Raw genomic sequence first — 22,991 nt, 5'->3', positions numbered from 1 at the left:
ATAATGGCGGCTCTTGTCAGGAGCCGCCATTTTCTTTTATTGTATTGACCACTAAATTATCCTTTGTCTTCGTTGTATAACCGGAACGAGTATATATATGGTAACGCTGCCAGTATGAACGTTGCAACAAATATAACGAATATGCCCGTTATTAAAGACATAAAGAAAGCACCTGCTATAAAAACGATTCCTGTACAGGTCCATAAAATACTTGCCATACGGTGGGTTTCTTTCCAGATCGCCGGACTTTCCAGTGTATACGGTGTACGAATACCTACCCAGTTGTTAGGTTTCAGATTTTTCAGGTATAATCCTATACCTCCTATTACCAGCCCTATTCCTATAAATGCCCAGCGCTCCATCGCCTGCGTATAACCATGTTGTACCATAAATATAATCAGGCAGGTAAATGCACTCAGAAATATCTGGATAATAAACCGCACCCTGTAATATTCATGTTCCATTGTATTTACATTGGATACAGCTACCCCATCAGTTCGTGGAACGTAACGGAACAACGCGTATATCAATGCATTGGTAAAAAATATGAATATCATCAGCAGTAAAAAGTCTGCCGGTGTCTGTATCTGTTGTTCGTTATTCGGACCAGTATTAAATGTTGCCGGTAAAGTATGCCAGATAATACCCAGATAAGCCAGTGGCACAAAGAAAAGTGCCAGGAGAAGGAGCTCTTTTCGATAATCCGTTTTTGTCATAGAAACATGCTTTAGAAGATGAATATTCACAATTCCCTTTTACCTCATTCTCACATGCTTATACTATTACAGATCGTATGCCTTTCTTGTTGTAAAATTACGAAAATCCATCAGGATAAATTATAATTTACTAATAATTTTAGCATTACTAATATTTTTAGTACCTTTGCAATATCACACCATCTGTCTGTTAACTCTTTCACTTACTACCCCCCTCTGCTAACTGAAACAACGATTTAATCTAAAATCATTTGTTATGATATCGTTGCAACAACGTGCCATTGCCCATCTGGACCTCGACTGCTTCTTCGTTTCCGTTGAATGCCAGCGCGACAGCAGCCTCACAGGCAAACCACTGCTGATCGGCGGCAGCAGCGACCGCGCCGTCGTTTCCGCATGCAGCTACGAAGCCAGACGATACGGAATCCATTCCGCCATGCCCATGAAAACGGCACTACGCCTATGTCCACACGCCATAGTCCGTAGTGGCGACATGGAATCCTACAGCAATAAATCCAGAGAAGTAACAGACATCATCGCTGACAAAGCCCCTCTGTATGAAAAATCATCTATCGACGAATTTTATATCGATATCAGCGGGATGGACAAATACTTCGGCTCCCTCAAATGGACCACTGAACTGAGAAGAAAAATCATGAAGGAATCAGGGCTGCCCATCTCCTTCGGACTCGCCTCCAATAAACTCGTTTCTAAAGTAGCCACAGACGAAGCCAAACCCAACGGTCAACTCGAAATCCTATTCGGTGAAGAGAAGAATTTTCTCGCCCCGCTGAAAGTGGAAAAAATTCCGATGGTAGGCAAGGAAACCGCCGCCCAACTCAAACGCCGTGGCGTAGAAACCGTTAAAACACTCAGCGAAGTACCCATCCCGCTACTCGAAGCATGGATGGGAAAAAATGGTATCTCCCTCTGGAGAAAAGCCAACGGTATCGACGAATCTCCTGTGGTTCCGTATTACGAACAAAAATCTATCTCCACAGAAAATACATTCTCTGCCGATACCATCGATATGCAATTCCTGCATGCAGAACTCGTACGCATGACGGAAAAAATTGCTTTCGAACTAAGACAGCAAAATAAACTTACCGGCTGCATCACCGTTAAAATCAGGTATTCCGACTTCGAAACCGTCAGCAAACAGCAAACCATCCCCTATTGCTGCACTGATAATATGCTGCTGGAAAAAGTAAAAGACCTCTTTATAAAACTCTATGACCGCCGGCTACTGGTACGCCTGATAGGCGTGCGTTTCAGCCACCTGGTGCAGGGCAATTACCAGATCAGCCTGTTCGACGACAGCCAGGAAATGATTGCCTTATATCAGGCTATAGATCAAATCAAAAACCGCTTCGGATGGGAGTTTCTGATGAAGGGCACCAACGTACTGCCACCAGATAAAAAACATCTGGCACAACAGAAAGATATTATGCCCTACCAAAAAAGATAATTCGCGTTCCGCCCCTGCCATATCCTGTGCCGTACAACACAGAAAATGTCAGGGGCGGGACTAATCCTTTATATAACCAATCATGTACCTTAACTGCAAATCGTTTTTTAGTCTGCGCTACGGCACCATGCACGTGGATACCCTTATCCGGCAAGCTTCTGCCATGGGTATCACCACACTTGCCCTTACCAATATCAATATCACCTCCGACGCATGGACTTTCGTAAACGCATGCAGGGAACATGACATCAAACCCATACTGGGACTGGAATGCAGAAACGAGCACGTACTATCCTACCTGCTGCTCGCAAAAAATCAAAACGGCTGGTACCATATCAATGCCTTTCTCTCTGAAAAACTACATACCGATGATCCATTCCCGGAAACGGCTCCTGCCCTGCCAGACGTATATGTGATATATCCATGGGGAACCCGCGACCCGCTTATATTAGCAGCAAATGAGCTGATGGGTGTGAGCGTAAAAAATATCAACAGATTATTTCGTGTAGATACACTCGCCATCAAAAATAAACTGGTGATCATGCAGCCCGTTACCTTCCAGGACGACCTGCATTATGAGCTGCACCAGATACTGAGAGCAGTAGATCAAAACATACTTATCTCCCAGTTACAATCTCATACTACCGCATCCCCGGATGAAAAATTCATACATCCTGCACAACTGATCTCCCATTTTGAGCAATATCCGCATATCGTGGAAAACACGCTGAAAATAATGGAGTCCTGCAACGTAGAAATGGCCATGGGTATACCCAGAAATAAAAAAACTTTTACGGGAGATGTACAACAAGACCAGCAACTACTGCGGGACCTGGCGTATAAAGGCATGTGCTATCGCTACGGCAGCACCAACGATGAAGCCGCTGCCCGTATAGAAAAAGAGTTGAAAGTAATTGCGCAGCTGAACTTTGAATCTTATTTTCTGATCACCTGGGATATTGTCAGCTATGCACAGCGACAGGGATTTTTCTATGTAGGACGCGGCAGTGGTGCCAATTCCATTGTCGCTTATTGTCTTAAAATCACGGATGTAGATCCCATTGAGCTGGACCTCTATTTCGAACGTTTTCTCAATCAGCACCGCAGCTCCCCTCCCGATTTCGATATCGATTTTTCCTGGAAAGACAGAGACCAGATCACCCAATATATTTTTGATAAATATGGTAAGGAGCATACCGCGCTATTAGGCACCGTTACTACATTTCAGACCCATGCCATGATACGCGAGCTGGGCAAAGCCTATGGCTTGCCGAAGAAAGAAATTGACAGAATACTGCGTGGTGGCTTCAGCATTCAGCTGGACGAAGACCGCATACAGCGCAAGATCCTTCACTTCTGCCAGCTCATGGAAAACCAGGGAAAAGCATTTCCCAATCACCTCAGTATACATGCCGGCGGCGTGCTGATCAGTGATGAACCGATCCATCATTTCTGCACAACCTATTTTCCGCCTAAGGGCTTCAGCACCGCACAGCTGGATATGTTCCAGGCAGAAGATATCGGTTTGTATAAATTTGATATCCTTAGTCAGCGGGGCCTTGGGCATATCCGTGATGCCATTGACCTGATCAAAGCCAATCATGGTGAAGATGTGGACATCCATAATGTAAAGGCTTTTATGGTAGATGAGAAGGTGAAAGCCAACCTGCGTGCAGTGAATACCATTGGATGTTTTTATATAGAATCGCCGGCCATGCGGCAGCTGCTGACAAAACTGCGTTGTGATAATTATTTGTCGCTCGTAGCGGCCAGTTCTATCATACGCCCTGGTGTAGCGCAATCCGGCATGATGAAACAATATATTGATCGGTATAATAACCCTAAAAATGTGGTATACCTGCACCCTATTATTGAAGAGCTGTTGCACGAAACCTTTGGTATCATGGTATACCAGGAAGATGTGATTAAGGTAGCACATAAGTTTGCCGATATGGAGCTGGCAGATGCAGACATGCTGCGGAGGGCCATGGCAGGGAAATACAGGGGACTGAGAGACCTGGAAAAGATACAGGAGCGATTTTTTAATAATTGCGAACGCTTAGGCCGGCCAAGAGATGTGAGCGAAGAGATATGGAGACAGATAGCCAGTTTTGCCAATTACTCCTTTTCCAAAGCCCATTCTGCCAGTTTTGCCGTGGAAAGCTATCAGAGCTTATATCTTAAAACCTACTACCCTGCCGAATTTATGGTAGCCGTTATTAACAATTTCGGCGGCTTTTACAGCAGGGAATTGTATTTCACTCAGCTGAAGCTGACAGGCATCACTTTGCACGCTCCCTGTATCAACCACAGTGATTATCTCACTAACATAAAAAACATGGATGTACACGTAGGGTTGATACATATAGAAGGGCTTGAACAGGGACTTGCAGAGCGTATCTTGAATGAAAGAGCGCAGTATGGCCTGTTTGCAGACCTGGACGATTTTGTAAGCCGCATCGGGCCTGGCCCTGAGCAACTGGAATTACTGATCAGGATAGGCTGTTTTAATTTTACAGGATCTACCAAAAAGGAATTATTCTGGAAAGGAAGTTTGCTTGTAAAATCGAAGGAGGTCAAAAATATCCATCACATGCCTTTATTCAAACCCGCGCCGGTAGATTGTACCCTGCCTTCGCTGGCGTACCATGCACATGAAGATGCCTTTGATGAGATAGACCTGCTGGGCTTTCCGCTGCAATCGCCGTTTAAGGTACTGCAGCATAACCAGGACTCCTATATCCATGCCCGTGACTTCCATAAATTTGTGGGTAAGGAGGTGCTGGTGTTAGGTTATTATGTGACGATGAAGATGTTGAGAACATCCAAGGGAGAGCCAATGTGTTTTGGCACTTTCCTGGATGCGGACGATGCGTTTGTGGATACCGTTCATTTTCCTGATAGCCTGAGAAGATATCCATTCCAGAAAGGGGGATTTTACATTTTACAGGGAAAAGTAGTAGATGATTATCAAGTTATAACACTGGAAATCAGTAAGATGAGAAAAATCGGATATTTTGAAGACCAACCTATTTCCTAATTACGACAAATTGTATTAAATTTGCGACAAATGTCGGATTTTATGAATTACAGCCGTTTTCAAGTACAGGAAAATGCCTTGCTGATTGTAGAGCATCCCGTCGCGCATACCCTTGGGGCCGGATATTTTGATTTCATCCAGCTGACGAGAAGTGGCATTATCAAACAAGCATTATTAAACCTGAGTCGTCAGATATCCTTTTCGATAGCTGAGCTGGCGCAGGTACTTCATATATCAGAGCGCACCTTACAGCGTTATGCAGATGACGCGAAGCTTTCACCGGATACGAGTGAGCGGGCGATTATGCTGTCAGCGCTTTACCAGAGAGGCACCGAAGTTTTCGGTGACCTGGAGAACTTCAAGGAATGGATGAGAACTCCGTTACCAGCCTTCGACTATCAGGCACCTATTACGCTGTTAGACACCAGCTTTGGCTTTCAGCTTATCCAGGATGAATTGGGCCGCATTGAACATGGCCTGTTTGCATAGCATCAACCACCCTATTTTACACAATGGACGTTTACAGGATCAGTAAATGTGCTTACATCAATGATCTGACAGGAACCGGTGCGCGCCTTTATGGGGGCCGCTGGAACAGCAAAGGACATTCGATCGTATATACTGCCGGTTCCAGGGCTTTAGCAGCATTGGAAGTGTTGGTGCACATCCCTCTAAAAAATATAGTGCAGGATTTCTGCATTGCCACGATACATATCCCTGATAATATCGCTGTTAAAACCCTCACCCAAGAAGATTTACCGGGCAACTGGCAATCACTGACACCCTTACCGGAGCTGCAATGCATAGGTGACGAGTGGATAGATACAGCTAAATATGCCGTATTAAAAATACCATCAGTAATTATTGCAGATGAATATAATTACCTGATCAATCCGGAGCATCCGGAGGCGCAGGGAATTGTAGTAAACAGGACGCAGCCTTTTGCATTTGATCAGCGGCTGGGCAAGGGTTAGGCGCCTTCGGCGCTCTTCTTTTGCTCGCAAAGCAGCAAAGACCTATGTTTTGTTTGAACTTATTTTAAAAAGAAATGGCTGTGTCTACTGGTAGACACAGCCATTTCTTTTTAAAATATGGTAAGCACTATTCGAGTCCGAACAGTCCTTTATTGAGGAGTTGCAGTGTTCTATCTTTCAGCTGGCCGTTTACCAGGATGGAGATATTATGACGGCTGCCACCATAAGAGATCATACGCAGTGGAACTTCTTCCAGTGCATCGAACAGTTTGGTGATAATAGAAGGAGTTGCCGCCACTTCGTTACCAACGATGGAAACGATAGATTGGTGGTAATCCAGTTCCACTGTACCGAATGGCTGCAGTTCTTTCAGGATTTGTTCCAGGTGAGCCGGGTTATCGATTGTGATGGAAACAGCTACTTCAGAAGTAGTGATCATATCGATTGGTGTGCGGTATTTTTCGAATACTTCGAAGATTTTACGGAGGAAGCCGTAAGCCAGCAGCATGCGGCTGGATTTGATCTTGATAGCGATGATACCATCTTTTGCAGCCACAGCTTTTACGCCGTTACCGTTCGGCAGTTCGGTGATGATCGTTCCTTTAGCTTCCGGCTGCATGGTATTGAGCAATTTCACCGGGATGTTGAAATGCTGTGCTGGCCAGATAGAAGCCGGGTGAAGGATCTTGGCACCGAAGTACGCCAGTTCCGCCGCTTCGTCGAAAGAGAGCTGTTCGATAGGGAACGTCTTTTTCACGATGCGTGGATCGTTGTTATGCATACCGTCGATATCTGTCCAGATCTGCACTTCTTCTGCCTGGATAGCAGCACCGATGAGGGATGCAGAGTAATCAGAACCACCACGCTTCAGGTTGTCCACTTCTCCTCTTGCATTGCGGCTGATATAACCTTGTGTAATGAACAGGGTTACATTTTTATTTTTTGCAATAAGGGCAGAGAGTTTGGATTTAATTTTCGGAATTTCAGGTTCTTCGAATTCATCGATACTCATGAAATCCAGCGCCGGTAGCAGAACAGCAGAGACACCGGTTTCCTGCAGATAAGCGCAGAAAAGTTTGGTGGACAGGAGTTCACCCTGTGCCAGGATATCTTTGTTCAATGCTTCATTGAAGGAAATCTTCAGGATGATATTCAGGAATTCGAAGTGTTCATCAACGATAGCCTTTGCATCAGCACGGCCGGCGTCGGTCTTGACCAGTTCATTGCAGAAAGTACGGTAATGCTTCTCCAGCTTATCGATTTGCTGTTTAGCCTGTTCCTTATTACCTTCTGACAGTGACTGGCTAATTTCCACGAGGGAGTTAGTCGTACCTGACAGTGCAGATAGCACGACAATTTTCTGATCGTTGTCAGCGGTGATCAGCTGTGCTACCGAATGCATGCGCTCTGGTTTTCCCACGGAGGTTCCACCAAATTTTAACACTTTCATCTTGAATATAATTGTTTTGCATTGTACCTGAAATCCGGCACCAGCCTTATTTCCGGTGGTTTATATAATGATTGATTGAATTAGAAATTCAGTTTAAATTTATCAGCCACCTCCTGTAAATCTTTTACCACAGGTTCCAGCACAGGAATACCATTTTCCAGTCGATGCTGATTCATTTCTCTTTCCGGGTCGCCGGGGATGAGTACTTTTTTACCTTCTACCGGAACAGCATTGCGGAACCTGTTGATCCAGGTATCCATATGTGATTTAAATTCATCTGCGGGGCGGAAGGCGTCTACACGCATCGCACCGAAGAAATGTCCCAGTCCTTCACCTACAGGATCCGGTGCCAATGGAAGGAAACTCACAAAAGGAGGAGCCCACGGACCATAGTTGGCGCCTGAAAGCACGGCCGAAAATATATCAACAATTGCTCCCAAACAATACCCTTTATGACTTCCATGGTCGCGATCCCCGCCCAGCGGCAGTAAAGCGCCACCATTTTTCAGTTCATGGGCGTTGGTACTTGGGTTACCGTCTTTATCCTGGATCCATCCAATAGGAGCTTCCAGGTTCTTACGCTGCAGTATTTCCAGCTTACCGTTAGCGGCAGTTGTAGTGGCAAAATCAGCCACAAAGGCCGGCTGTTCTTTTGCCGGGATAGCCACTGCGATAGGATTGGTACCGAGCATACGTTCTTTGGAGAAGGTAGGCGCAACCAGCGGACTAGCGTTAGTCATGGCCATACCGATCATATCATGTTCCAGTGCCTGCATAGCATGGTAGCCGGCAATTCCGAAGTGGTTGGAGTTTTTAACACTCACCCAACCGGTACCTACTGCTTTAGCCTTTTCGATAGCTACCTGCATGGCAAATGGTGCTACTACCAGTCCGAGACCGGCATCACCGTCTACCACTGCGGTGCTGGGCGTTTCGTGTACAATGCGGATATTAGGTTTTGCATTGATACGACCTGCTTCCCAGAGGCGTACATAGCCGGAAAGGCGAGCCACACCGTGAGAGTCGATACCACGAAGATCGGCAGCTACCAGTACTTCACTGGCAAGCCTGGCATGCTCCAGGGAGCAACCCATATGGACAAACACTTCATGCGTGAATTCCAGTAAATGGTGATACGAAAATATTTTTTCCATGAGAATGATCTGAAATACTGAAATATGTTTACCAGCTTAGGCCTGAGCAGTCGGGCCTCCAAAATTCATTGGAACAGAAACAGGTTCCTGGTCCTGGATAGGGCCATGAACAGATTCGTATTTCTTGATATTTTCCAACATTGCCTTCATAAAACGTTTGGCATGTTGCGGAGTAAGTATGATGCGGGATTTTACTTTTGCTTTAGGCAGACCAGGCATTACATTCACAAAATCCACAACAAACTCTGCGTTGGAATGTGTGATGATAGCGAGGTTAGCGTATTGTCCTTCTGCCATTTCCTCACTTAACTCGATGTTAAGCTGCTGTTGTTCTTCCTGCTGATTTTCCATGATTATCGATTTAGCAGTACAAAAATATAAAAAGAGGGCTCAAATGGCCCTCTTTTTTTATTAGCGTGGAATATTACATTATGTTATACTGCGGTTGGTTCAAATTGTTGGTTGAAAAGGACGGGGTTTATTGGTATATATTCCTTTCTTATAAGCAAAAACCATGACTCCTGTAAGAGCCTGAATAATTAGTTTTCTGATGCCTGCTGCAACAGTGGGTTATATCTATTTCCCTTAGAAAAATCGATATAGCAAACAAGGCGTCTTTAAACATTCACATTAACAAGAACTATTTTTCAACTTAAAATTTTGATTTCTATTATCGAATGGTCAGGTTACAAATCCTTTTCAACAAGGTGCTACATACACGTGCTATACTCCAAAAAAACTGGCAAATAACCTTCCGGCTGTTTGTCCGGATGTTATTTCAAAATTTAGATTTTGGCTGACATCCACAAGGTAGAAAAAAATTCAAATTATTACTAGCATCCCCTTAACATTATTTTAACTTATAAGAAAGATGATTGTAATTAATTATAAATCAATAAGATAGTCGAGATTAAATTTTAGAAGTCGTAAATAAATTGCATTTGTACCTGGCTTTTTTTATTTCCGTTGATCTGGTCCCAACCGCTTCCTATGCTTGTTGAGCCTGGATAAATAACCTGACTCCAACGCCACCAGCAATTCAGATGACGGCGTATCCTCCAGTTGACATTCAGGTAATACTGCCAGCCCTGGCCATAATATTGTCCGATACTGTTTTCATACAGCACACTTTTCTCATAGGCGTAAATCCTTGCCTGGTAACCGCCGGTAGTAAAATAAACCAGCCTCAGATTACCTTTTAACGGAAACTTCCGTGGTTTTAACTGCGCATCTGTATAAAACAGCAGTCCGTTCTGATGGCTGTTTTCCTGGCTAAATCTGCTATATTCCATTCGTCCGGTAAACTGCAACTGCTTACTATACTGTATCAGCGCCTGCAAGCGAACATGCAGCAACTCCGCCGTAGCAGGCACTTTGATAGGGTTTTCAGGAACCAGTATATTCACGCCGTTTGTTTTAAAACCCGCCCTTAAAGAATAGACTGATTTTTTTGAAGGAGCATAATTAATTTGCAGTAGCCAGTCTTTCCCATCAGAGGGGTTATTAATGCCATATTTCAGCCATGGGAACCGAAAGAAATCGATGTAACTCTCTGCTGTCCAGCGGTTGGCAATTCTTGTACTGATACCGATATAGCAACCCTGTTCGTTCATGGTTTTATAACTCTCTCCAAATCCTTTACTGTAAAGGCTTTGATATGCCCGGTCATAGTTTCGGTAAACAACGGTCATATCTGCCGAAGGCGCAACACTTATTATCAAACCTTGCAGCAGGGCCATTCTGCCATTAAGATCTCTGGCTACTTCTCCGAACAGATGTGTATTACGGAGTGTGCCTGCATAGTCCAGGCTTACGTTTAGTAATTTATCACCCCGGAAATCAAACTGATTATACAATGCTACCGGCTTATATAGGCCCGGTTGCAGCTGATGCATGATGCCATTGATACCGAACTGCCAGCGGCCCATATACCGCAGTGCCGCCCCTGTGCTCAGTTGCTGTAAACTCCCACGTTTGGCCGCCTCTGTAGCGGTGCGGTGGTAGCCACTGCTGATGATAGCCGTGGCCTGCAATTCATCTGCTGCCGTATCTGCCGCTGATACGGAACCATCCAGCTTTCGCAGGGAGCCGAAAACGGTCAGCTGGTATTGCTTTCTTTTAAGGGTAATACCGGCGCCGCGAAAAAAATAGTATTCTCCTGAGCTGCTGTATGGACGCAGGATATCGCCTTCTTTTTTTACCATCATGGCACCTGCTCCTTTTCCGGCGGCATGGCTATGCCACTGTATCAGCCCCTGCCCCATGTTTACCACAAAATCTCCCAGTGCTAAAAACTGCACTGCCGGATGTATGTCTGTAAGAAAAAGATGCGCACTGTAAAAGTCGAACCCCTGGCGCTGATAGCCTTTAAACAGTGATTCTCCGGCATCTTTCTTCATGAGCACTCCATAGCTGGCATGCCTGGAGAAATTGTAACGATAGCGGATAAACAGTTTATACGGACTCCCGCTGTAGGCAGGTAAGGTGCTGTCGGTATGGCGGTATCCTTTGGAAAGCTCCAGTACACGGCTATAGCGTGTCAGCAGGGTATGCTGCCCCCTGGTAAACAGCTCAGTAAACCGGTATTGTGTTTTCAGTCCGTCGTCCAGCTGAATAAAGGGCAGTATTTTTCTGATGGTGGCCTGGTCAAAGCCGGGAACGGCCTGCAATTCATAGATACTAAGCAGGTCGCCTAACAATTGCCGGTATTTCAGCAGGGCATCGATCTGAACAGGTGTGAGCAGCCCTAAAGCCGCCCAGGTAGCCTGGTCCGCATGGTTTACCGATATGGGGTGCCGTCGTATATCATTGAGCTGCTGCCATTGTTCATCATCTTCTGTGGTACTATTGGTGGCAGCAGCTTCATTTTCCACCGACTGCTGCAATACTGCCGGCAGCTCTTCTTCCTGTGCGAAAGCCGCTATTTTCAGCAGCAGTAGCGCCAGGAACAGCAACATTATTTTCCCCATACGAAACCGATTGAAGGGGTAATACCCAGCTGCGGATGGTAAGCGGCGCCGGCATCTATGCGCAGCCAGGCTTTACGCAGCATTACGCCTATCTGTGGAAAGGCAGGTGTTGTGTGAACACTCAGCTGCAATGCCACTGCCGGCACCAGCTGCCAGATAGTAGTTACAATACCGGTTATACTATTCTCAGCATAGGTAGCCACTGCTGCCAGCAGGAACCCTTCTGATACCTGCCAGCCGCTACCTGCACTACAGCTGCGTTGCCCGTCCTGGAAAAACTGTATACCGGCCATCCAGTTACTTTTCAGCCTGTACTGAAATGCCAGGCTGGCCGTAACATTACTGCGGGAACCATACTGCCATACGTTTTGGGAATGCATCCCGAAGCTGGCACCTATGGCGACCTTACGCCCCATACTTAACCCTAAGGCACCAGTATACAGCCGCTCATTCCAATAATTATTTCCAAAATGTAACAGCTGAAAACCAGCCACCGTAAGCCCTGCAGGGAATGTTACCGCTGCTGCATACCAGGGCAATGAAGCGAGTCCGTAACGCCGTTCCGTATAGGCGGCAGCACTGAAAGCCTTGTTATCTGCCAGCCTGGAAGGATTGCTGGTACTTACCAGTGCGGAATTCATCAACGTACCATAAGAAGTTGCCTGCCAGTCAGTTGCCAATGGCTTCAACTGTGCCATCACCGGCATCGCGCAACAAAAGGAATAAAAAAGCAGGTAAAGCGTGTACAACACACGCTGGTAACGGATTAACAACAAATACATATCTCTCGGGTTAAACAAACAATTTGATCATCTGCATAAAAATAAAATAATGGGAAATGGTAAACCTTTAGCGGATGTTAATGCGGGATATTTATTTTAAAGTATTCGATTTTAGCCCCGATACCTTCAGCATCGGGTAGCTGGTTACGCGGTGGCTACCACTCAATTATTTTTTTTGTGATTTTATTCATAAAAAAATCCGGCAACCTGTGTGGCTGCCGGATTTCAGTATGTTTACCGATGGCTTAGAACAATCCGTATAACTGGGAATCAATTTTAGAAATGATTTCTCCCAGATCTTCTTCGCTTTCAGGAAATTTATTTTTATCGATATCGATAACGAGCAACGGACCTTCGGTATATTTCTCGATCCAGTTGTTATAATATTCGTTGAGACGTTTCAGATAATCGAGGCGGATATTCTCTTCATATTCGCGGCCACGTTTCTGGATCTGTGCTACCAGCGTAGGCACGGAAGCTTGCAGATAGATCAATAAGTCTGGTGGTTTTACCATCGACTTCAGCGTCTCAAAGAAATTAAAATAGTTATCGAAATCGCGTTTGGTCATCAGGCCCATTTCGTACAGGTTGGGCGCAAAGATGTGTGCATCTTCATAGATGGTGCGGTCCTGGATAACAGTTTCGCTGCCATTCTGGATTTCCAGCAGTTGTTTCAGTCGGCCGTTGAGGAAATAAACCTGCAGGTTAAATGCCCAACGCGGCATATCCTCGTAGAAGTCGTTCAGGTAAGGATTATGCTCTACATCTTCGAACTGTGGATGCCATTTATAATGCTTGCAGAGCATTTCAGTAAGGGTGGTTTTACCAGCGCCTATATTCCCTGCAATTGCTATATGTTTTACTTTTTTCTGTTTTGCCATGCTTGTGGTGATATGGTATAATTAATATTGAAAATAGCTAGTTGAGCTCAATTTTTCAATAGTATTTTATACCGATTAATTTCTTTGCCTCACTTAAAGTCTCGGATGCCCTGGCTCTCGCCTTTTCTGCACCGGCTTTCATAATTTTCTGCAGGTAGTCTTTATTTTCCTGCAGGTCTTTCGCTTTTTCACGGATAGGCGCAACAAATTTCACCATATCTTCTGCCAGCTGGCCTTTCATATCACCAAAGCGGATGGTTTGGTCATCCCAGGCTTTCGTATAGAAGTCCACTACATCAGCTGTTGAAACAAGTTTCATCAGCTCGATCAGGTTCTGTACAGATTCCGGCATAGGGCTGCCGACAATACCTGTAGCACTGTCAGTTTTAGCTTTTTTAATCTTTTTGATGATTTTATCATCTTCATCCGATAGATAGATAGTAGCCATTTCATTTTCGGACTTACTCATCTTTCCTTCTCCGTCCAGACTGGCGATACGAACCAGGCTATCACCGTAGTTGAAGGCTTCCGGTTCAGGGAACAGGTTACCATAACGGTTATTAAAGCGCTGTGCAAAGTTGCGGGCCATTTCCAGGTGCTGTCCCTGATCTTTACCAACAGGTACTTTAGACGCACGCTGGATAAGAATATCCACCGCCATTAATACAGGATAAGTCAGTAATCCTGCATTCACGTTCTGTGGCTGCAATCTTACTTTATCCTTGAATGTAGGTACTTTCTCCAGCTCACCGATATAAGCCAGCGTATTCATTAACAGGTAAAGTTCCGCGATTTCGGGAACATCACTCTGTACATAGAGTGCTACTTTTTCCGGGTCGAGGCCGGAGGCAATATTCTCAGCCAGTACGCGCATTACGTTGCCTGGTAAGTCTTTAGGATCCGGGTGCGTAGTCAGGGAATGCCAGTCTGCCACAAAAAAGTAGCAGTTAAACTCTTCCTGCATCCGAATATAATTACGGATGGCGCCAAAATAATTTCCTAGGTGTAAATAACCGGTGGGGCGAATGCCGCTTACCACAATTTCTTTTTCTGTTGCCATAACAGAGCGCAATTTATAATATCTGGCCGTTTATCCCTAATTTTGAAATGCTATCATATTTACCATTTATAATTCATTATCTTTTCGTTTAATTTGATTATGGAAGTCAACGACACACTGGTACAGCAATTGGCGGATCTTTCAAGACTGGAATTTAGTGCGGAAGAAAAAAAAGAATTTACCGGTGACCTTCAGCGGATGATCTCTTTTGTGGATAAACTCAATGAGCTGGATACAACGAACGTACAACCGCTGCTCCACCTGACAGAAGATTATAATGTTTTCAGAGAAGATGTTGTAACAGGTTCAATATCAAGAGAAGAGGGGCTGAAAAATGCGCCAGACGCCACTGAAGAATATTTCAAAGTGCCTAAAATCATAAAGAAATAACCCTACATGCAAAAGTCCGTCATTCATCTGGAAGATATAAGAAAGAGCTACTTTCTTGGTAAAAATGAACTCCCCATTCTGAAAGGAGTGTCATTAGACATTTACCAGAATGAATACGTAGCGCTGATGGGGCCTTCCGGCTCCGGCAAATCTACGCTCATGAATATTCTTGGCTGTCTGGATAGCCCTAGTGCGGGCACCTATATCCTTAGCGGCCAGGATGTCAGCAAAATGGACGATAATTCCCTGGCAAGGGTACGTGGTCAGGAAATCGGGTTTGTATTCCAGCAGTTCAACCTCATGCCGAGGCTGACAGCGCTGGAAAACGTAGCGATTCCGCTGATCTACCAGGGTGTAAATAAAAAAGAACGCCTGGAAAAGGCCTATGCCATGCTGGAGAAGGTAAAACTTTCAGATCGTTCTCACCACAAGCCCAATGAGCTGTCCGGCGGTCAGTGCCAGCGCGTTGCCATTGCACGTGCCCTCGTAAACGACCCTTCCCTGATACTGGCCGATGAGCCTACCGGTAACCTGGATACCAAAACATCCATAGAAATTATGGAGATCTTCGGTAGTATCCACTCCTCCGGTAATACCGTCGTGCTGGTTACCCACGAAGAAGACATCGCAGACCATGCACGCCGGATTATCCGCCTGCGCGACGGTGTCATCGAATCAGATAAAGTCAATGTAAAACAGGTGGTAGTATAAGCTATCATCTTTCTACAATATTTAAAAGGAAGGACCGCCGGCTCAGGCAGTCCTTCCTTTTATTTTTTACTTAATTTTAGTTTATGAAGATATATACCAAAACCGGAGATAAGGGCAGAACTTCCCTTATCGGAGGTACCAAAGTGCCCAAAAGCAATATCCGCATCGATGCCTACGGTACCGTGGACGAGCTGAACTCCTATATCGGCCTGGTAAATGATTATACAGCCGATCCGGACACCAAAAACCTGCTGCGCGAAATACAGGACCGCCTCTTTACCGTTGGCGCCGCCCTGGCCTGCGATCCGGAGAAAGAAACCAAACTGAAAATCCCGGACCTTCACGAAGAAGATATCACCCTGCTTGAAAAAGCCATTGACAGTATGAATGAGGAACTGCCACCGATGAAGTTCTTTGTGCTGCCTGGTGGCCACGTGGCCGTATCTACCTGTCATATCGCCCGCTGCGTTTGCCGCCGCACAGAGCGTATCTGCGTAGGTATGCAGGAGCTCGAAATGGAAGTATCGCCACTGGTGCTCAAATACCTCAACCGCCTCAGCGACTACCTCTTCGTGCTGGCACGCTGGACAGGGCACAAACTGGGCGCCGAGGAAATACCATGGAAACCACGAGTTAGCTAACATTTTCATAATTTCGTTGCATGTTTACAGGAATCATAGAAACACTAGGAGAAGTAATGACTACCAGACAGGAAGGCGGAAACCTGGTCATTACTATACAATCAGCCCTCGCAGCTGAACTGAAAATAGATCAAAGCGTATCTCATAACGGTGTTTGCCTCACCGTAACTCATATAGATGCAGATAATTATACCGTAGTTGCCGTGGCGGAAACGCTGGAAGTAACCAACCTGGGTACCCTCACTCCCGGCCAGAAGGTAAACCTGGAACGCGCCATGGTATTCAATGGCCGTATCGACGGACACCTGGTACAAGGCCACGTTGATGCTACCGGTCAGTGTATTTCCCGCACATCGCAGGATGGCAGCTGGTTATACCGCTTTAAATTCCCCGCTGAATTTGCAGGACTGATCGTGGAAAAAGGCTCCATCTGCATGAACGGAATCAGTCTCACCGTTTTTGATGTAACCCATGATGAGTTCTCCGTAGCCATCATCCCTTATACTTACGAATTCACTAATATTCAATACATACAGCCAGGAAGTATTATCAATCTTGAATTTGATATCCTCGGCAAATACGTGGCACGTCAGATGTCCGTACGCATATAAATTTTCTTGTGTTGAAAAAATTAATCTCAGGTATATTTTTCCTCGTACCGCTGCTGGCGTTGGGTCAGCAGCGGGCCCTGGTAACCGTACAGGCTTCCTGCGACCCCAATGCCGTCCCGGAACTATATAACAGCGTACCACTGGAACTAAAGCTGATATACAGCGACAGCACTTCAGAAAACGTCAACAGCAACAGAAAATCAGGAAGGTGGAATAAACTGAATGTCCATACCAGCAACGGACAGATAAACAACGGCCTGTTAACTTTTGACCGTGCACAACTGGTAAAGGATAATTATACGATAACGCTGGAAGTGAGTCCTTCCGGCGAAAAGCCCGTCACTACTACCCTACAGCTCCCACGCCTCACAGGCATGCGTTTCAATCACTATGCAGATAGTCTCAAAAGAAATATCCATTTCTATCTGAATGTAGAAGGAAAATTCAGTACAGGAAAAATTCTGCCATTAGATACTTCGGCAGTAAGATTTAAAACATCCGCAGGAAAAATAATCGGACAAGATCTCCTGTTGGACATACAAGACACAACAAAAATAATACAGGTAGAAGCCTGGTACAAACTCAATCCCAGTCTTTATCTTATCACAAATATCCCGGTAAAGCAAATCAACGATTAATTAAATCAGCATCCTGGATTTAAGCTCCAGGTATTTATTCACCACATTTACGGTGAGATTTTCAGGAGGAGTTAATATAGTTAGGATACCATACTTAGATAATTCCTTAGCAATTAATTTTTTATCATAGGCAAACTGCTGGGCAATGGTTTGTTTATAAATCTGTTCCATATCGTGTGCCAGTTCTTCCGTCACTTTCTTCAGCTCTGTATTTTCGAAAAACACAACCAGTAACAGGTGGTACCTGGCCAGTTTTCTCAGATAAGGTAATTGTCTTTGCAGGCCAGACATAGACTCAAAATTGGTGAACAGTACCAGCAGTGAACGTTGCGACAAACGGCTACGCAGCTGTATATTCAGTGTTTCATAATCACTCTCCTGCCATTGCGTTTCCTGTGCATACAAGGCCTCCAGGATATTATTCAGCTGCACCATTTTGCCGGAAGCCGGCACCATTTCCATTTTCTTTTCCGTAAAAGTGATCAGTCCACATTTATCACCTTTGCTCAAGGTAATATTGCTGAACACCAACGAGGCATTAATAGCGTAATCCAGCAGCGACAAGCCATTGAAAGGCATGCGCATATTTCTGCCTTTATCGATTACACAATACACCTGCTGGCTTTTTTCTTCTACAAAATTATTTACCATCAATGTGTTCGTACGGGCCGTAGCTTTCCAGTTGAGCATACGCACATCATCTCCCTTAGTATAGGTTTTAATATGATCAAACTCCATACTATGGCCAATCACTCTACGTTTATGCACGCCCGTATGATCACGTTGATTCAGAAAGGCATGCAATGTATAGTTGCGGAGCTGCAGAAAGCTGGGATAAACGCCTACATCTGCTTTATTATCTGTAATAAATCTCCTGGTAATCAAACCCAGTGCAGTACTGACAAAAATATTCGTATGTCCGAATGCATAGACGCCACGTTCTACCGGCCGCAGTGCATATGAAAAATCATGCGTTCCCCCGGCGGCTACTTTTGCTGACAACTGGAAATTCCTTTCCTGGAACTGCACAGGTAATTCTTCCAGCAACACCAGCGATACCGGGAAGCTGTAGCCATTACTCACATGTAGTTTTACCGGGTTTTCATCTCCGTTACTCAGCCTGTTTGCGAGCTCTCTTGTAGCACTAACCGTAGTGGCAGATCTGAAAAACAACAGGCTGAAATCTATCAGCAACATTACCGCTGCCAATGCCAGGTACAATACAGCAACCGTGAACACACCATGGATAAAAAATGCTACCAGGAAAAGGAGCACATTTATTCCCCCAAGCAGGTATAACCTGTTGTTAAAAAATAAAGCCTGATATAAGTTTTGTTTTACAGCGCCTGGCATCTGGTACAGTGTTTAATTATCTCGGAACTTCAATCGTTTTTACGATCTGATCAATCACATCATCGGTGGTAATACCTTCCATTTCTCTTTCAGGAGTAAGGATAATACGGTGGCGCAGCACGGGTTTCACCATAGACACCACATCTTCCGGAATGACAAAATCCCTGTTGCTCATCGCTGCCTGTGCTTTGGCACAATTCATAATTGAAATGGAAGCGCGTGGCGATGCACCCAGGTATAAAGAGTGATGCTCACGGGTTGCGTGAACGATAGAAGCGATAAAACGCAGCAGCTTTTCATCTACGCGTACCTGACGTACCTGTTGCTGGAAATGCAGCAGCTGTGCGGCTGTCAGCACTTTATCTACGGCAGCGGTAATATTTGTCGCATCTTCCAGGTTGTTCATGCCGGTAAGTATCGCTATTTCGTCCTGCAGGTCAGGATATTTCACTTCTATTTTAAAGAGAAATCGGTCCAGCTGAGCCTCCGGCAAACGGTAGGTTCCTTCCTGTTCGATAGGGTTTTGCGTAGCCACTACCATGAAAGGTTTATCCAGCACATAGGTGTGACCATCATTGGTAATCTGGCGCTCTTCCATCACTTCAAACAATGCCGACTGTGTTTTAGCCGGGGCACGGTTGATTTCATCTATCAGTACCAGGTTGCTGAATATCGGCCCTTTTTTATATTCGAATTCTCTTGACTGCGGATTAAAAACGGATGTCCCCAATACATCGGCAGGCATGAGATCAGGTGTGAACTGTATACGTGAGAAATCAACATCAATGCATTGTGCCAGCAGTTTGGCAGTAAGGGTTTTTGCCACGCCAGGCACGCCTTCGATCAGGACATGTCCCTGCGACAGCAGCGCCGTGATCAGTAGGTCTACCATCTGTGGCTGGCCCACAATCACTTTACCAATCTGGTCCCTGATGGCTTCCACCCCTGATTGTAAAGTGGACAGGTCTGTTCGTGGCTGGAAGGTATTGATATCCATTTTATTTTGTATTTAGATAAAAAAGTTGAATGCTTCGGTATAATTCTCTTACAAATTCTGCATCGATATAACCATGCTGTTGTACGTTGTTGATCAGCCTTACCAGCCGCTTCGCCTCCTCTTCTGAAACAGCCGTTTTCTTGCTGAGCAGTATGGCAAAATCTCCATCCAGTGTATTCGTATTGAGGTAATAACGGGAACGAATATACTCCAATACATGCACCACCATCTTATGGGAGATATTTACGTGATCATGCTGCTGGTAATACAGCTGCCCGATCGTGTCAACGAACTCCAATGAGGCATTGGTAACTGCCGGTTTGATCGGGATAATTCGCTGACGGCGCTTGCTTTCAAAACCTACATACAGCAACATCAACGCAAGCGTCAGCCATAATGCCCATCTTATTGCAGGATAACGTAGCAACACCTGCCATTCTGAAAAGTCATCGTTACGCGGCCCGAGCTGTGTGTTGTAGAAGTCGTCCCAGTATAGGTTTTCCGCTACTTCGTCCATATAACTCATCTGGATGGAAAGCGCTTCAGCATTGTTATTATGAAGTAGAAAATAATTTGTGAAGGTATAAGGGTTCAGTAAAATAAATATCCTCCCATTACCATATCTCATTCTCACAAAATTAGGATGATCATGTGGGGAGTAGCCTAATACCCTTGTCAGACTGGTATCTGCCTTCGTAAAATAACGCTCCAGGACTGGTCCTTTATAGCGATACGTTTTGTTGATATCATTCAATGTATCGATATATTGCTGAGAGCCCGGCATCACTACACCACCATCCTCCATCAGACTGGTCACTATTCCCAGTTTGTCATTCAGCTGCTGATCTATCCTGTTGGCAGCAATAAACAATTCATTTCCAGCCTGTACATATTCCAGCAGATCGGTCACATCCTGCTTAGAGAGAAACAATTGATTGGCAACGATGATATACGCGTTTCCTGTTCTTTTCAGCTGTTCATCTTTTTTATAGGAAACCGAAAAAGGCTTGGTTACAATCTGTACCGGGTTATTACTGAAAAGAGATGGTAATAACTGAAAGGCACTGTAAGCGCCACCGGCTTCCTTGTCCTTGCTGGAAAAGCTGGGATGGCTCATATCCGTGCTGTGCTTCGCTTCGTCTCTGTTATTGGAAGAAGTAAGTACCAGCAGGATGACCAATAAACCAACAACAGCTCCCGCTATGTAATAAAACTTTTTACTCACCAGCTTTGCTTATTTGATGGTTAAAGACCTTGAATTGTTCCAGCATTTTTTCAAATTCGTGTTGACTGATATCAAACCCACCGTACCAGACATATTCATAATCCATCGTCAGGATAGAGAAGTCGGCATAATACGGTGTATTTTTCAGGGAACGTACATATTCCTTGTTGGTCCTGTCTTTTGCCAGTTTAATCATATGGGCATCGGCGAGCAGGAACAGCAGGTGCAGGTATGACCAGCGAATCGCCTGGCGTATATCATTTTTCGAAACGGCTTCCTGAATTTTCCGTTCGTACTCATTGGTACTGTGTAATTCCTCTTCAGGCGCCTCTTCCTTTAAAGCACCTACTACCAGTGGTTTCCGGAAGAAAGACAAACCATTTTTGCTCATATATCTGAAAAGCAGATAACCAATAACAGCCAGCAACAGCCCTAGCAGCACCCATCTGAAAATATAGATATGCGCCAGTACATACAGGTATATTGCACTTAGGATCAATGAGCTCCAGCTGGTGTCTGTATCTTTTTCACTGCTATCAGCATATTTAAGGTCTTTATCTTTTTTCAGGGAAGCTAATTTCTCTGCGGAAACGGGACGCTCGTTGTAATTCGGGAGCCCTACCGGTTCATCCATGGAAGAATACTGGCTATCGATGACCATCCCTGCACTGTCGGTGTCAGTTGCAATCGGGCGGGCTACTATCTCCTCGTCCTCTGCCAAACTATCTGCGGCGGTACTGTCTTCCGGTATTTCGCTGAGTGGACTTAAGCCAGATCCGTCATTAGTGGCAGCTTTATTAAACTCCTTTCTCAGGTCTTTGTAATGTGCCTTGAGGCTATCCTGCGCACGGACTTTGGCCGGTACGGTCAGCATACAGATGCAGCAGCTCAGCAGGATAAAGATGTTTTTCAATTTCATTCGTGCGGTGCAGCTGCTATTTTATGGGTGATCAAAACTTCTCCTTTATCTCCCAAAGAATATCCTTTTTTATGTAAGATGATAGGATATAAAATGAAATAATATACAATAGCGGCCAGCGAACCTGCTAATATCAACAGACTCACCAGCAACGGCATGTGATTGTGTCGTGTTACAAAGGATTCCAGGAACGCCGCTACCAGGAAGAAAGGGACTAGTGCCACCATGATTTTCACACCGTCTTTGGCGGCCCTTTTCAGGGAATCAGAACGTTTATAGGTACCCGGAAACAAAATACTGTTGCCGAGTATTAGTCCGGCACAACCGGATATAACCAGACTTGAAAGCTCGATGGTACCGTGTATCATCACTACCAGCACTGCTTTCCATCCGAGGCCATGCGACACAAACAGGTAATGAAAGGCGCCAATCATTATACCATTTCTGAATAACATCCATAATGTTCCCAGGCCTAAAAATATACCCAATACGAAGCAGGCGATGGAAACATAGATATTATTGTAAGCGATAGACAGGAACATATATAATTCTCCCCTGCTGTTATAAACACCGAAAGGGTCGCCATTGGCGATATTCTTCTCCGTCATGTTGAGGTATTCGTCTCCGAGTACGCCACGAACAAAGGTTTCATCATGTGCTGCCGAAAAGGTGCCTATCAGACAAAAAACAGCAAAGAAGCAGAATGCATAAAGTAAAGTTTTATGGTATTTCCTGAAAAGTAGCGGCAGCTCAAATTTGAAGAATAGAAGAAATCTTCCCGTATCTTCTTTTTTATGCTGATAGATACGTTGAAAGATGCCGGCAGCAATGCCGTTGATATAGCGTGTTACTTTACTGAAGCTATAAAAAGTTTTAGCGTATGCGAGGTCGTCCAGGATGGAAACGAAGCGCTCGGACATTTCATCCGGGTTATCAGTTGGTTCTTCCTGGTACTTCTTCCAACGGGCTAAATTTTTCTTGATAAAAAGAGATTCTCTCATACCGGATCCTG

22 protein-coding genes are annotated in these 22,991 nt (G+C 45.0%); 9 read left to right on the top strand and 13 right to left on the bottom strand.

Going from position 1 to position 22,991, the window contains the following annotated elements; genetic code table 11:
• Positions 1–56 precede the first annotated feature (56 nt).
• Entirely contained in the window at positions 57–716 is a 660-nt protein-coding gene (locus F3J22_RS26735; protein ID WP_167021052.1) for an SdpI family protein, read from the bottom strand.
• A 256-nt stretch (positions 717–972) separates the two neighbouring features.
• Here F3J22_RS26735 and dinB point away from each other — a divergent pair, with 256 nt between their 5' ends.
• From dinB to F3J22_RS26715, 4 genes are all read left to right on the top strand, one after another.
• Complete coding sequence (dinB, locus tag F3J22_RS26730) at positions 973–2,184, top strand: DNA polymerase IV (protein ID WP_167021051.1); 1,212 nt, start codon at positions 973–975, stop codon at positions 2,182–2,184.
• Positions 2,185–2,266: 82 nt separating this feature from the next.
• Positions 2,267–5,224, top strand: coding sequence for a DNA polymerase III subunit alpha (locus F3J22_RS26725; RefSeq protein ID WP_167021050.1), 2,958 nt, complete (start codon positions 2,267–2,269; stop codon positions 5,222–5,224).
• A 30-nt stretch (positions 5,225–5,254) separates the two neighbouring features.
• Positions 5,255–5,713, top strand: a complete 459-nt coding sequence (locus tag F3J22_RS26720; protein ID WP_167021049.1) for an antitoxin Xre/MbcA/ParS toxin-binding domain-containing protein — start codon at positions 5,255–5,257, stop codon at positions 5,711–5,713.
• Between the two features lie 23 nt (positions 5,714–5,736).
• Complete coding sequence (locus tag F3J22_RS26715) at positions 5,737–6,198, top strand: RES family NAD+ phosphorylase (protein ID WP_167021048.1); 462 nt, start codon at positions 5,737–5,739, stop codon at positions 6,196–6,198.
• Between the two features lie 127 nt (positions 6,199–6,325).
• Here the strand turns inward: F3J22_RS26715 and F3J22_RS26710 are convergent, their stop codons facing one another.
• The 7 genes from F3J22_RS26710 to trpS all read right to left on the bottom strand — a co-directional run bounded on the left by F3J22_RS26710 (position 6,326) and on the right by trpS (position 14,494).
• Positions 6,326–7,648 (bottom strand): aspartate kinase, encoded by a 1,323-nt coding sequence (locus F3J22_RS26710; RefSeq protein WP_167021047.1) that lies wholly within the window; start codon positions 7,646–7,648, stop codon positions 6,326–6,328.
• 80 nt (positions 7,649–7,728) lie between these two features.
• On the bottom strand, positions 7,729–8,802 hold the full coding sequence (locus F3J22_RS26705) for an Ldh family oxidoreductase (RefSeq protein ID WP_167021046.1): 1,074 nt from the start codon (positions 8,800–8,802) through the stop codon (positions 7,729–7,731).
• 36 nt (positions 8,803–8,838) lie between these two features.
• Complete coding sequence (locus tag F3J22_RS26700) at positions 8,839–9,153, bottom strand: DUF3467 domain-containing protein (RefSeq protein WP_167021045.1); 315 nt, start codon at positions 9,151–9,153, stop codon at positions 8,839–8,841.
• 566 nt (positions 9,154–9,719) lie between these two features.
• A complete protein-coding gene (locus F3J22_RS26695; RefSeq protein WP_167021044.1) occupies positions 9,720–11,771 on the bottom strand; it encodes a helix-hairpin-helix domain-containing protein in 2,052 nt (683 codons plus the stop codon).
• The gene (locus tag F3J22_RS26690) at positions 11,759–12,553 is read right to left on the bottom strand and encodes a hypothetical protein (protein WP_167021043.1); all 795 of its coding nucleotides are present in this window, start codon (positions 12,551–12,553) and stop codon (positions 11,759–11,761) included. The genes F3J22_RS26695 and F3J22_RS26690 overlap by 13 nt, the downstream gene beginning before the upstream one ends.
• Positions 12,554–12,798: 245 nt before the next feature.
• Positions 12,799–13,434 carry a deoxynucleoside kinase gene (locus F3J22_RS26685; RefSeq protein ID WP_167021042.1) on the bottom strand — a complete coding sequence of 212 codons (636 nt, stop codon included), beginning with the start codon at positions 13,432–13,434 and terminating at the stop codon, positions 12,799–12,801.
• 55 nt (positions 13,435–13,489) lie between these two features.
• Positions 13,490–14,494 (bottom strand): tryptophan--tRNA ligase, encoded by a 1,005-nt coding sequence (trpS, locus tag F3J22_RS26680; RefSeq protein WP_167021041.1) that lies wholly within the window; start codon positions 14,492–14,494, stop codon positions 13,490–13,492.
• Between the two features lie 99 nt (positions 14,495–14,593).
• Between trpS and gatC the strand changes: the two genes are divergently transcribed.
• The 5 genes from gatC to F3J22_RS26655 all read left to right on the top strand — a co-directional run bounded on the left by gatC (position 14,594) and on the right by F3J22_RS26655 (position 17,485).
• Positions 14,594–14,884 carry an Asp-tRNA(Asn)/Glu-tRNA(Gln) amidotransferase subunit GatC gene (gatC, locus tag F3J22_RS26675; RefSeq protein WP_167021040.1) on the top strand — a complete coding sequence of 97 codons (291 nt, stop codon included), beginning with the start codon at positions 14,594–14,596 and terminating at the stop codon, positions 14,882–14,884.
• Between the two features lie 6 nt (positions 14,885–14,890).
• Positions 14,891–15,595, top strand: coding sequence for an ABC transporter ATP-binding protein (locus tag F3J22_RS26670; protein WP_167021039.1), 705 nt, complete (start codon positions 14,891–14,893; stop codon positions 15,593–15,595).
• An 83-nt stretch (positions 15,596–15,678) separates the two neighbouring features.
• Positions 15,679–16,236, top strand: a complete 558-nt coding sequence (locus tag F3J22_RS26665) for a cob(I)yrinic acid a,c-diamide adenosyltransferase (RefSeq protein ID WP_167021038.1) — start codon at positions 15,679–15,681, stop codon at positions 16,234–16,236.
• A gap of 20 nt (positions 16,237–16,256) precedes the next feature.
• Positions 16,257–16,847 carry a riboflavin synthase gene (locus F3J22_RS26660; protein ID WP_167021037.1) on the top strand — a complete coding sequence of 197 codons (591 nt, stop codon included), beginning with the start codon at positions 16,257–16,259 and terminating at the stop codon, positions 16,845–16,847.
• An 11-nt stretch (positions 16,848–16,858) separates the two neighbouring features.
• On the top strand, positions 16,859–17,485 hold the full coding sequence (locus tag F3J22_RS26655; protein ID WP_167021036.1) for a hypothetical protein: 627 nt from the start codon (positions 16,859–16,861) through the stop codon (positions 17,483–17,485).
• Here F3J22_RS26655 and F3J22_RS26650 read toward each other — a convergent pair whose 3' ends face one another.
• The 5 genes from F3J22_RS26650 to F3J22_RS26630 are packed head-to-tail and all read right to left on the bottom strand — an operon-like array spanning position 17,486 to position 22,980.
• On the bottom strand, positions 17,486–18,838 hold the full coding sequence (locus F3J22_RS26650; protein ID WP_167021035.1) for a DUF58 domain-containing protein: 1,353 nt from the start codon (positions 18,836–18,838) through the stop codon (positions 17,486–17,488).
• A 16-nt stretch (positions 18,839–18,854) separates the two neighbouring features.
• Positions 18,855–19,835: a MoxR family ATPase gene (locus F3J22_RS26645; RefSeq protein ID WP_167021034.1), complete on the bottom strand. Its 981-nt coding sequence runs from the start codon at positions 19,833–19,835 to the stop codon at positions 18,855–18,857.
• Between the two features lies 1 nt (position 19,836).
• The gene (locus tag F3J22_RS26640; protein WP_167021033.1) at positions 19,837–21,060 is read right to left on the bottom strand and encodes a DUF4350 domain-containing protein; all 1,224 of its coding nucleotides are present in this window, start codon (positions 21,058–21,060) and stop codon (positions 19,837–19,839) included.
• Entirely contained in the window at positions 21,053–21,979 is a 927-nt protein-coding gene (locus tag F3J22_RS26635) for a DUF4129 domain-containing protein (protein ID WP_167021032.1), read from the bottom strand. The genes F3J22_RS26640 and F3J22_RS26635 overlap by 8 nt, the downstream gene beginning before the upstream one ends.
• Entirely contained in the window at positions 21,976–22,980 is a 1,005-nt protein-coding gene (locus tag F3J22_RS26630; protein ID WP_167021031.1) for a stage II sporulation protein M, read from the bottom strand. The genes F3J22_RS26635 and F3J22_RS26630 overlap by 4 nt, the downstream gene beginning before the upstream one ends.
• Positions 22,981–22,991 lie beyond the last annotated feature (11 nt).

Origin of the sequence: Chitinophaga sp. Cy-1792, assembly GCF_011752935.1 — a bacterium.
Taxonomy (GTDB): domain Bacteria; phylum Bacteroidota; class Bacteroidia; order Chitinophagales; family Chitinophagaceae; genus Chitinophaga.
Note: the sequence above shows the minus strand (reverse complement) of the source record. Positions and strands in the feature narration are given on the sequence as shown.

What these genes read in the sequence shown, in the direction of transcription:
- F3J22_RS26700 (WP_167021045.1), bottom strand. Translation starts at nt 9,153, where the DNA reads ATGGAAAATCAGCAGGAAGAACAACAGCAGCTTAACATCGAGTTAAGT.
- F3J22_RS26715 (WP_167021048.1), top strand. Translation starts at nt 5,737, where the DNA reads ATGGACGTTTACAGGATCAGTAAATGTGCTTACATCAATGATCTGACA.
- F3J22_RS26695 (WP_167021044.1), bottom strand. Translation starts at nt 11,771, where the DNA reads ATGGGGAAAATAATGTTGCTGTTCCTGGCGCTACTGCTGCTGAAAATA.
- F3J22_RS26650 (WP_167021035.1), bottom strand. Translation starts at nt 18,838, where the DNA reads ATGCCAGGCGCTGTAAAACAAAACTTATATCAGGCTTTATTTTTTAAC.
- F3J22_RS26735 (WP_167021052.1), bottom strand. Translation starts at nt 716, where the DNA reads ATGACAAAAACGGATTATCGAAAAGAGCTCCTTCTCCTGGCACTTTTC.
- F3J22_RS26670 (WP_167021039.1), top strand. Translation starts at nt 14,891, where the DNA reads ATGCAAAAGTCCGTCATTCATCTGGAAGATATAAGAAAGAGCTACTTT.
- F3J22_RS26645 (WP_167021034.1), bottom strand. Translation starts at nt 19,835, where the DNA reads ATGGATATCAATACCTTCCAGCCACGAACAGACCTGTCCACTTTACAA.
- F3J22_RS26710 (WP_167021047.1), bottom strand. Translation starts at nt 7,648, where the DNA reads ATGAAAGTGTTAAAATTTGGTGGAACCTCCGTGGGAAAACCAGAGCGC.
- dinB (WP_167021051.1), top strand. Translation starts at nt 973, where the DNA reads ATGATATCGTTGCAACAACGTGCCATTGCCCATCTGGACCTCGACTGC.
- F3J22_RS26720 (WP_167021049.1), top strand. Translation starts at nt 5,255, where the DNA reads ATGTCGGATTTTATGAATTACAGCCGTTTTCAAGTACAGGAAAATGCC.
- F3J22_RS26630 (WP_167021031.1), bottom strand. Translation starts at nt 22,980, where the DNA reads ATGAGAGAATCTCTTTTTATCAAGAAAAATTTAGCCCGTTGGAAGAAG.
- trpS (WP_167021041.1), bottom strand. Translation starts at nt 14,494, where the DNA reads ATGGCAACAGAAAAAGAAATTGTGGTAAGCGGCATTCGCCCCACCGGT.
- F3J22_RS26685 (WP_167021042.1), bottom strand. Translation starts at nt 13,434, where the DNA reads ATGGCAAAACAGAAAAAAGTAAAACATATAGCAATTGCAGGGAATATA.
- F3J22_RS26705 (WP_167021046.1), bottom strand. Translation starts at nt 8,802, where the DNA reads ATGGAAAAAATATTTTCGTATCACCATTTACTGGAATTCACGCATGAA.
- F3J22_RS26660 (WP_167021037.1), top strand. Translation starts at nt 16,257, where the DNA reads ATGTTTACAGGAATCATAGAAACACTAGGAGAAGTAATGACTACCAGA.
- F3J22_RS26725 (WP_167021050.1), top strand. Translation starts at nt 2,267, where the DNA reads ATGTACCTTAACTGCAAATCGTTTTTTAGTCTGCGCTACGGCACCATG.
- F3J22_RS26635 (WP_167021032.1), bottom strand. Translation starts at nt 21,979, where the DNA reads ATGAAATTGAAAAACATCTTTATCCTGCTGAGCTGCTGCATCTGTATG.
- F3J22_RS26690 (WP_167021043.1), bottom strand. Translation starts at nt 12,553, where the DNA reads ATGTATTTGTTGTTAATCCGTTACCAGCGTGTGTTGTACACGCTTTAC.
- F3J22_RS26665 (WP_167021038.1), top strand. Translation starts at nt 15,679, where the DNA reads ATGAAGATATATACCAAAACCGGAGATAAGGGCAGAACTTCCCTTATC.
- gatC (WP_167021040.1), top strand. Translation starts at nt 14,594, where the DNA reads ATGGAAGTCAACGACACACTGGTACAGCAATTGGCGGATCTTTCAAGA.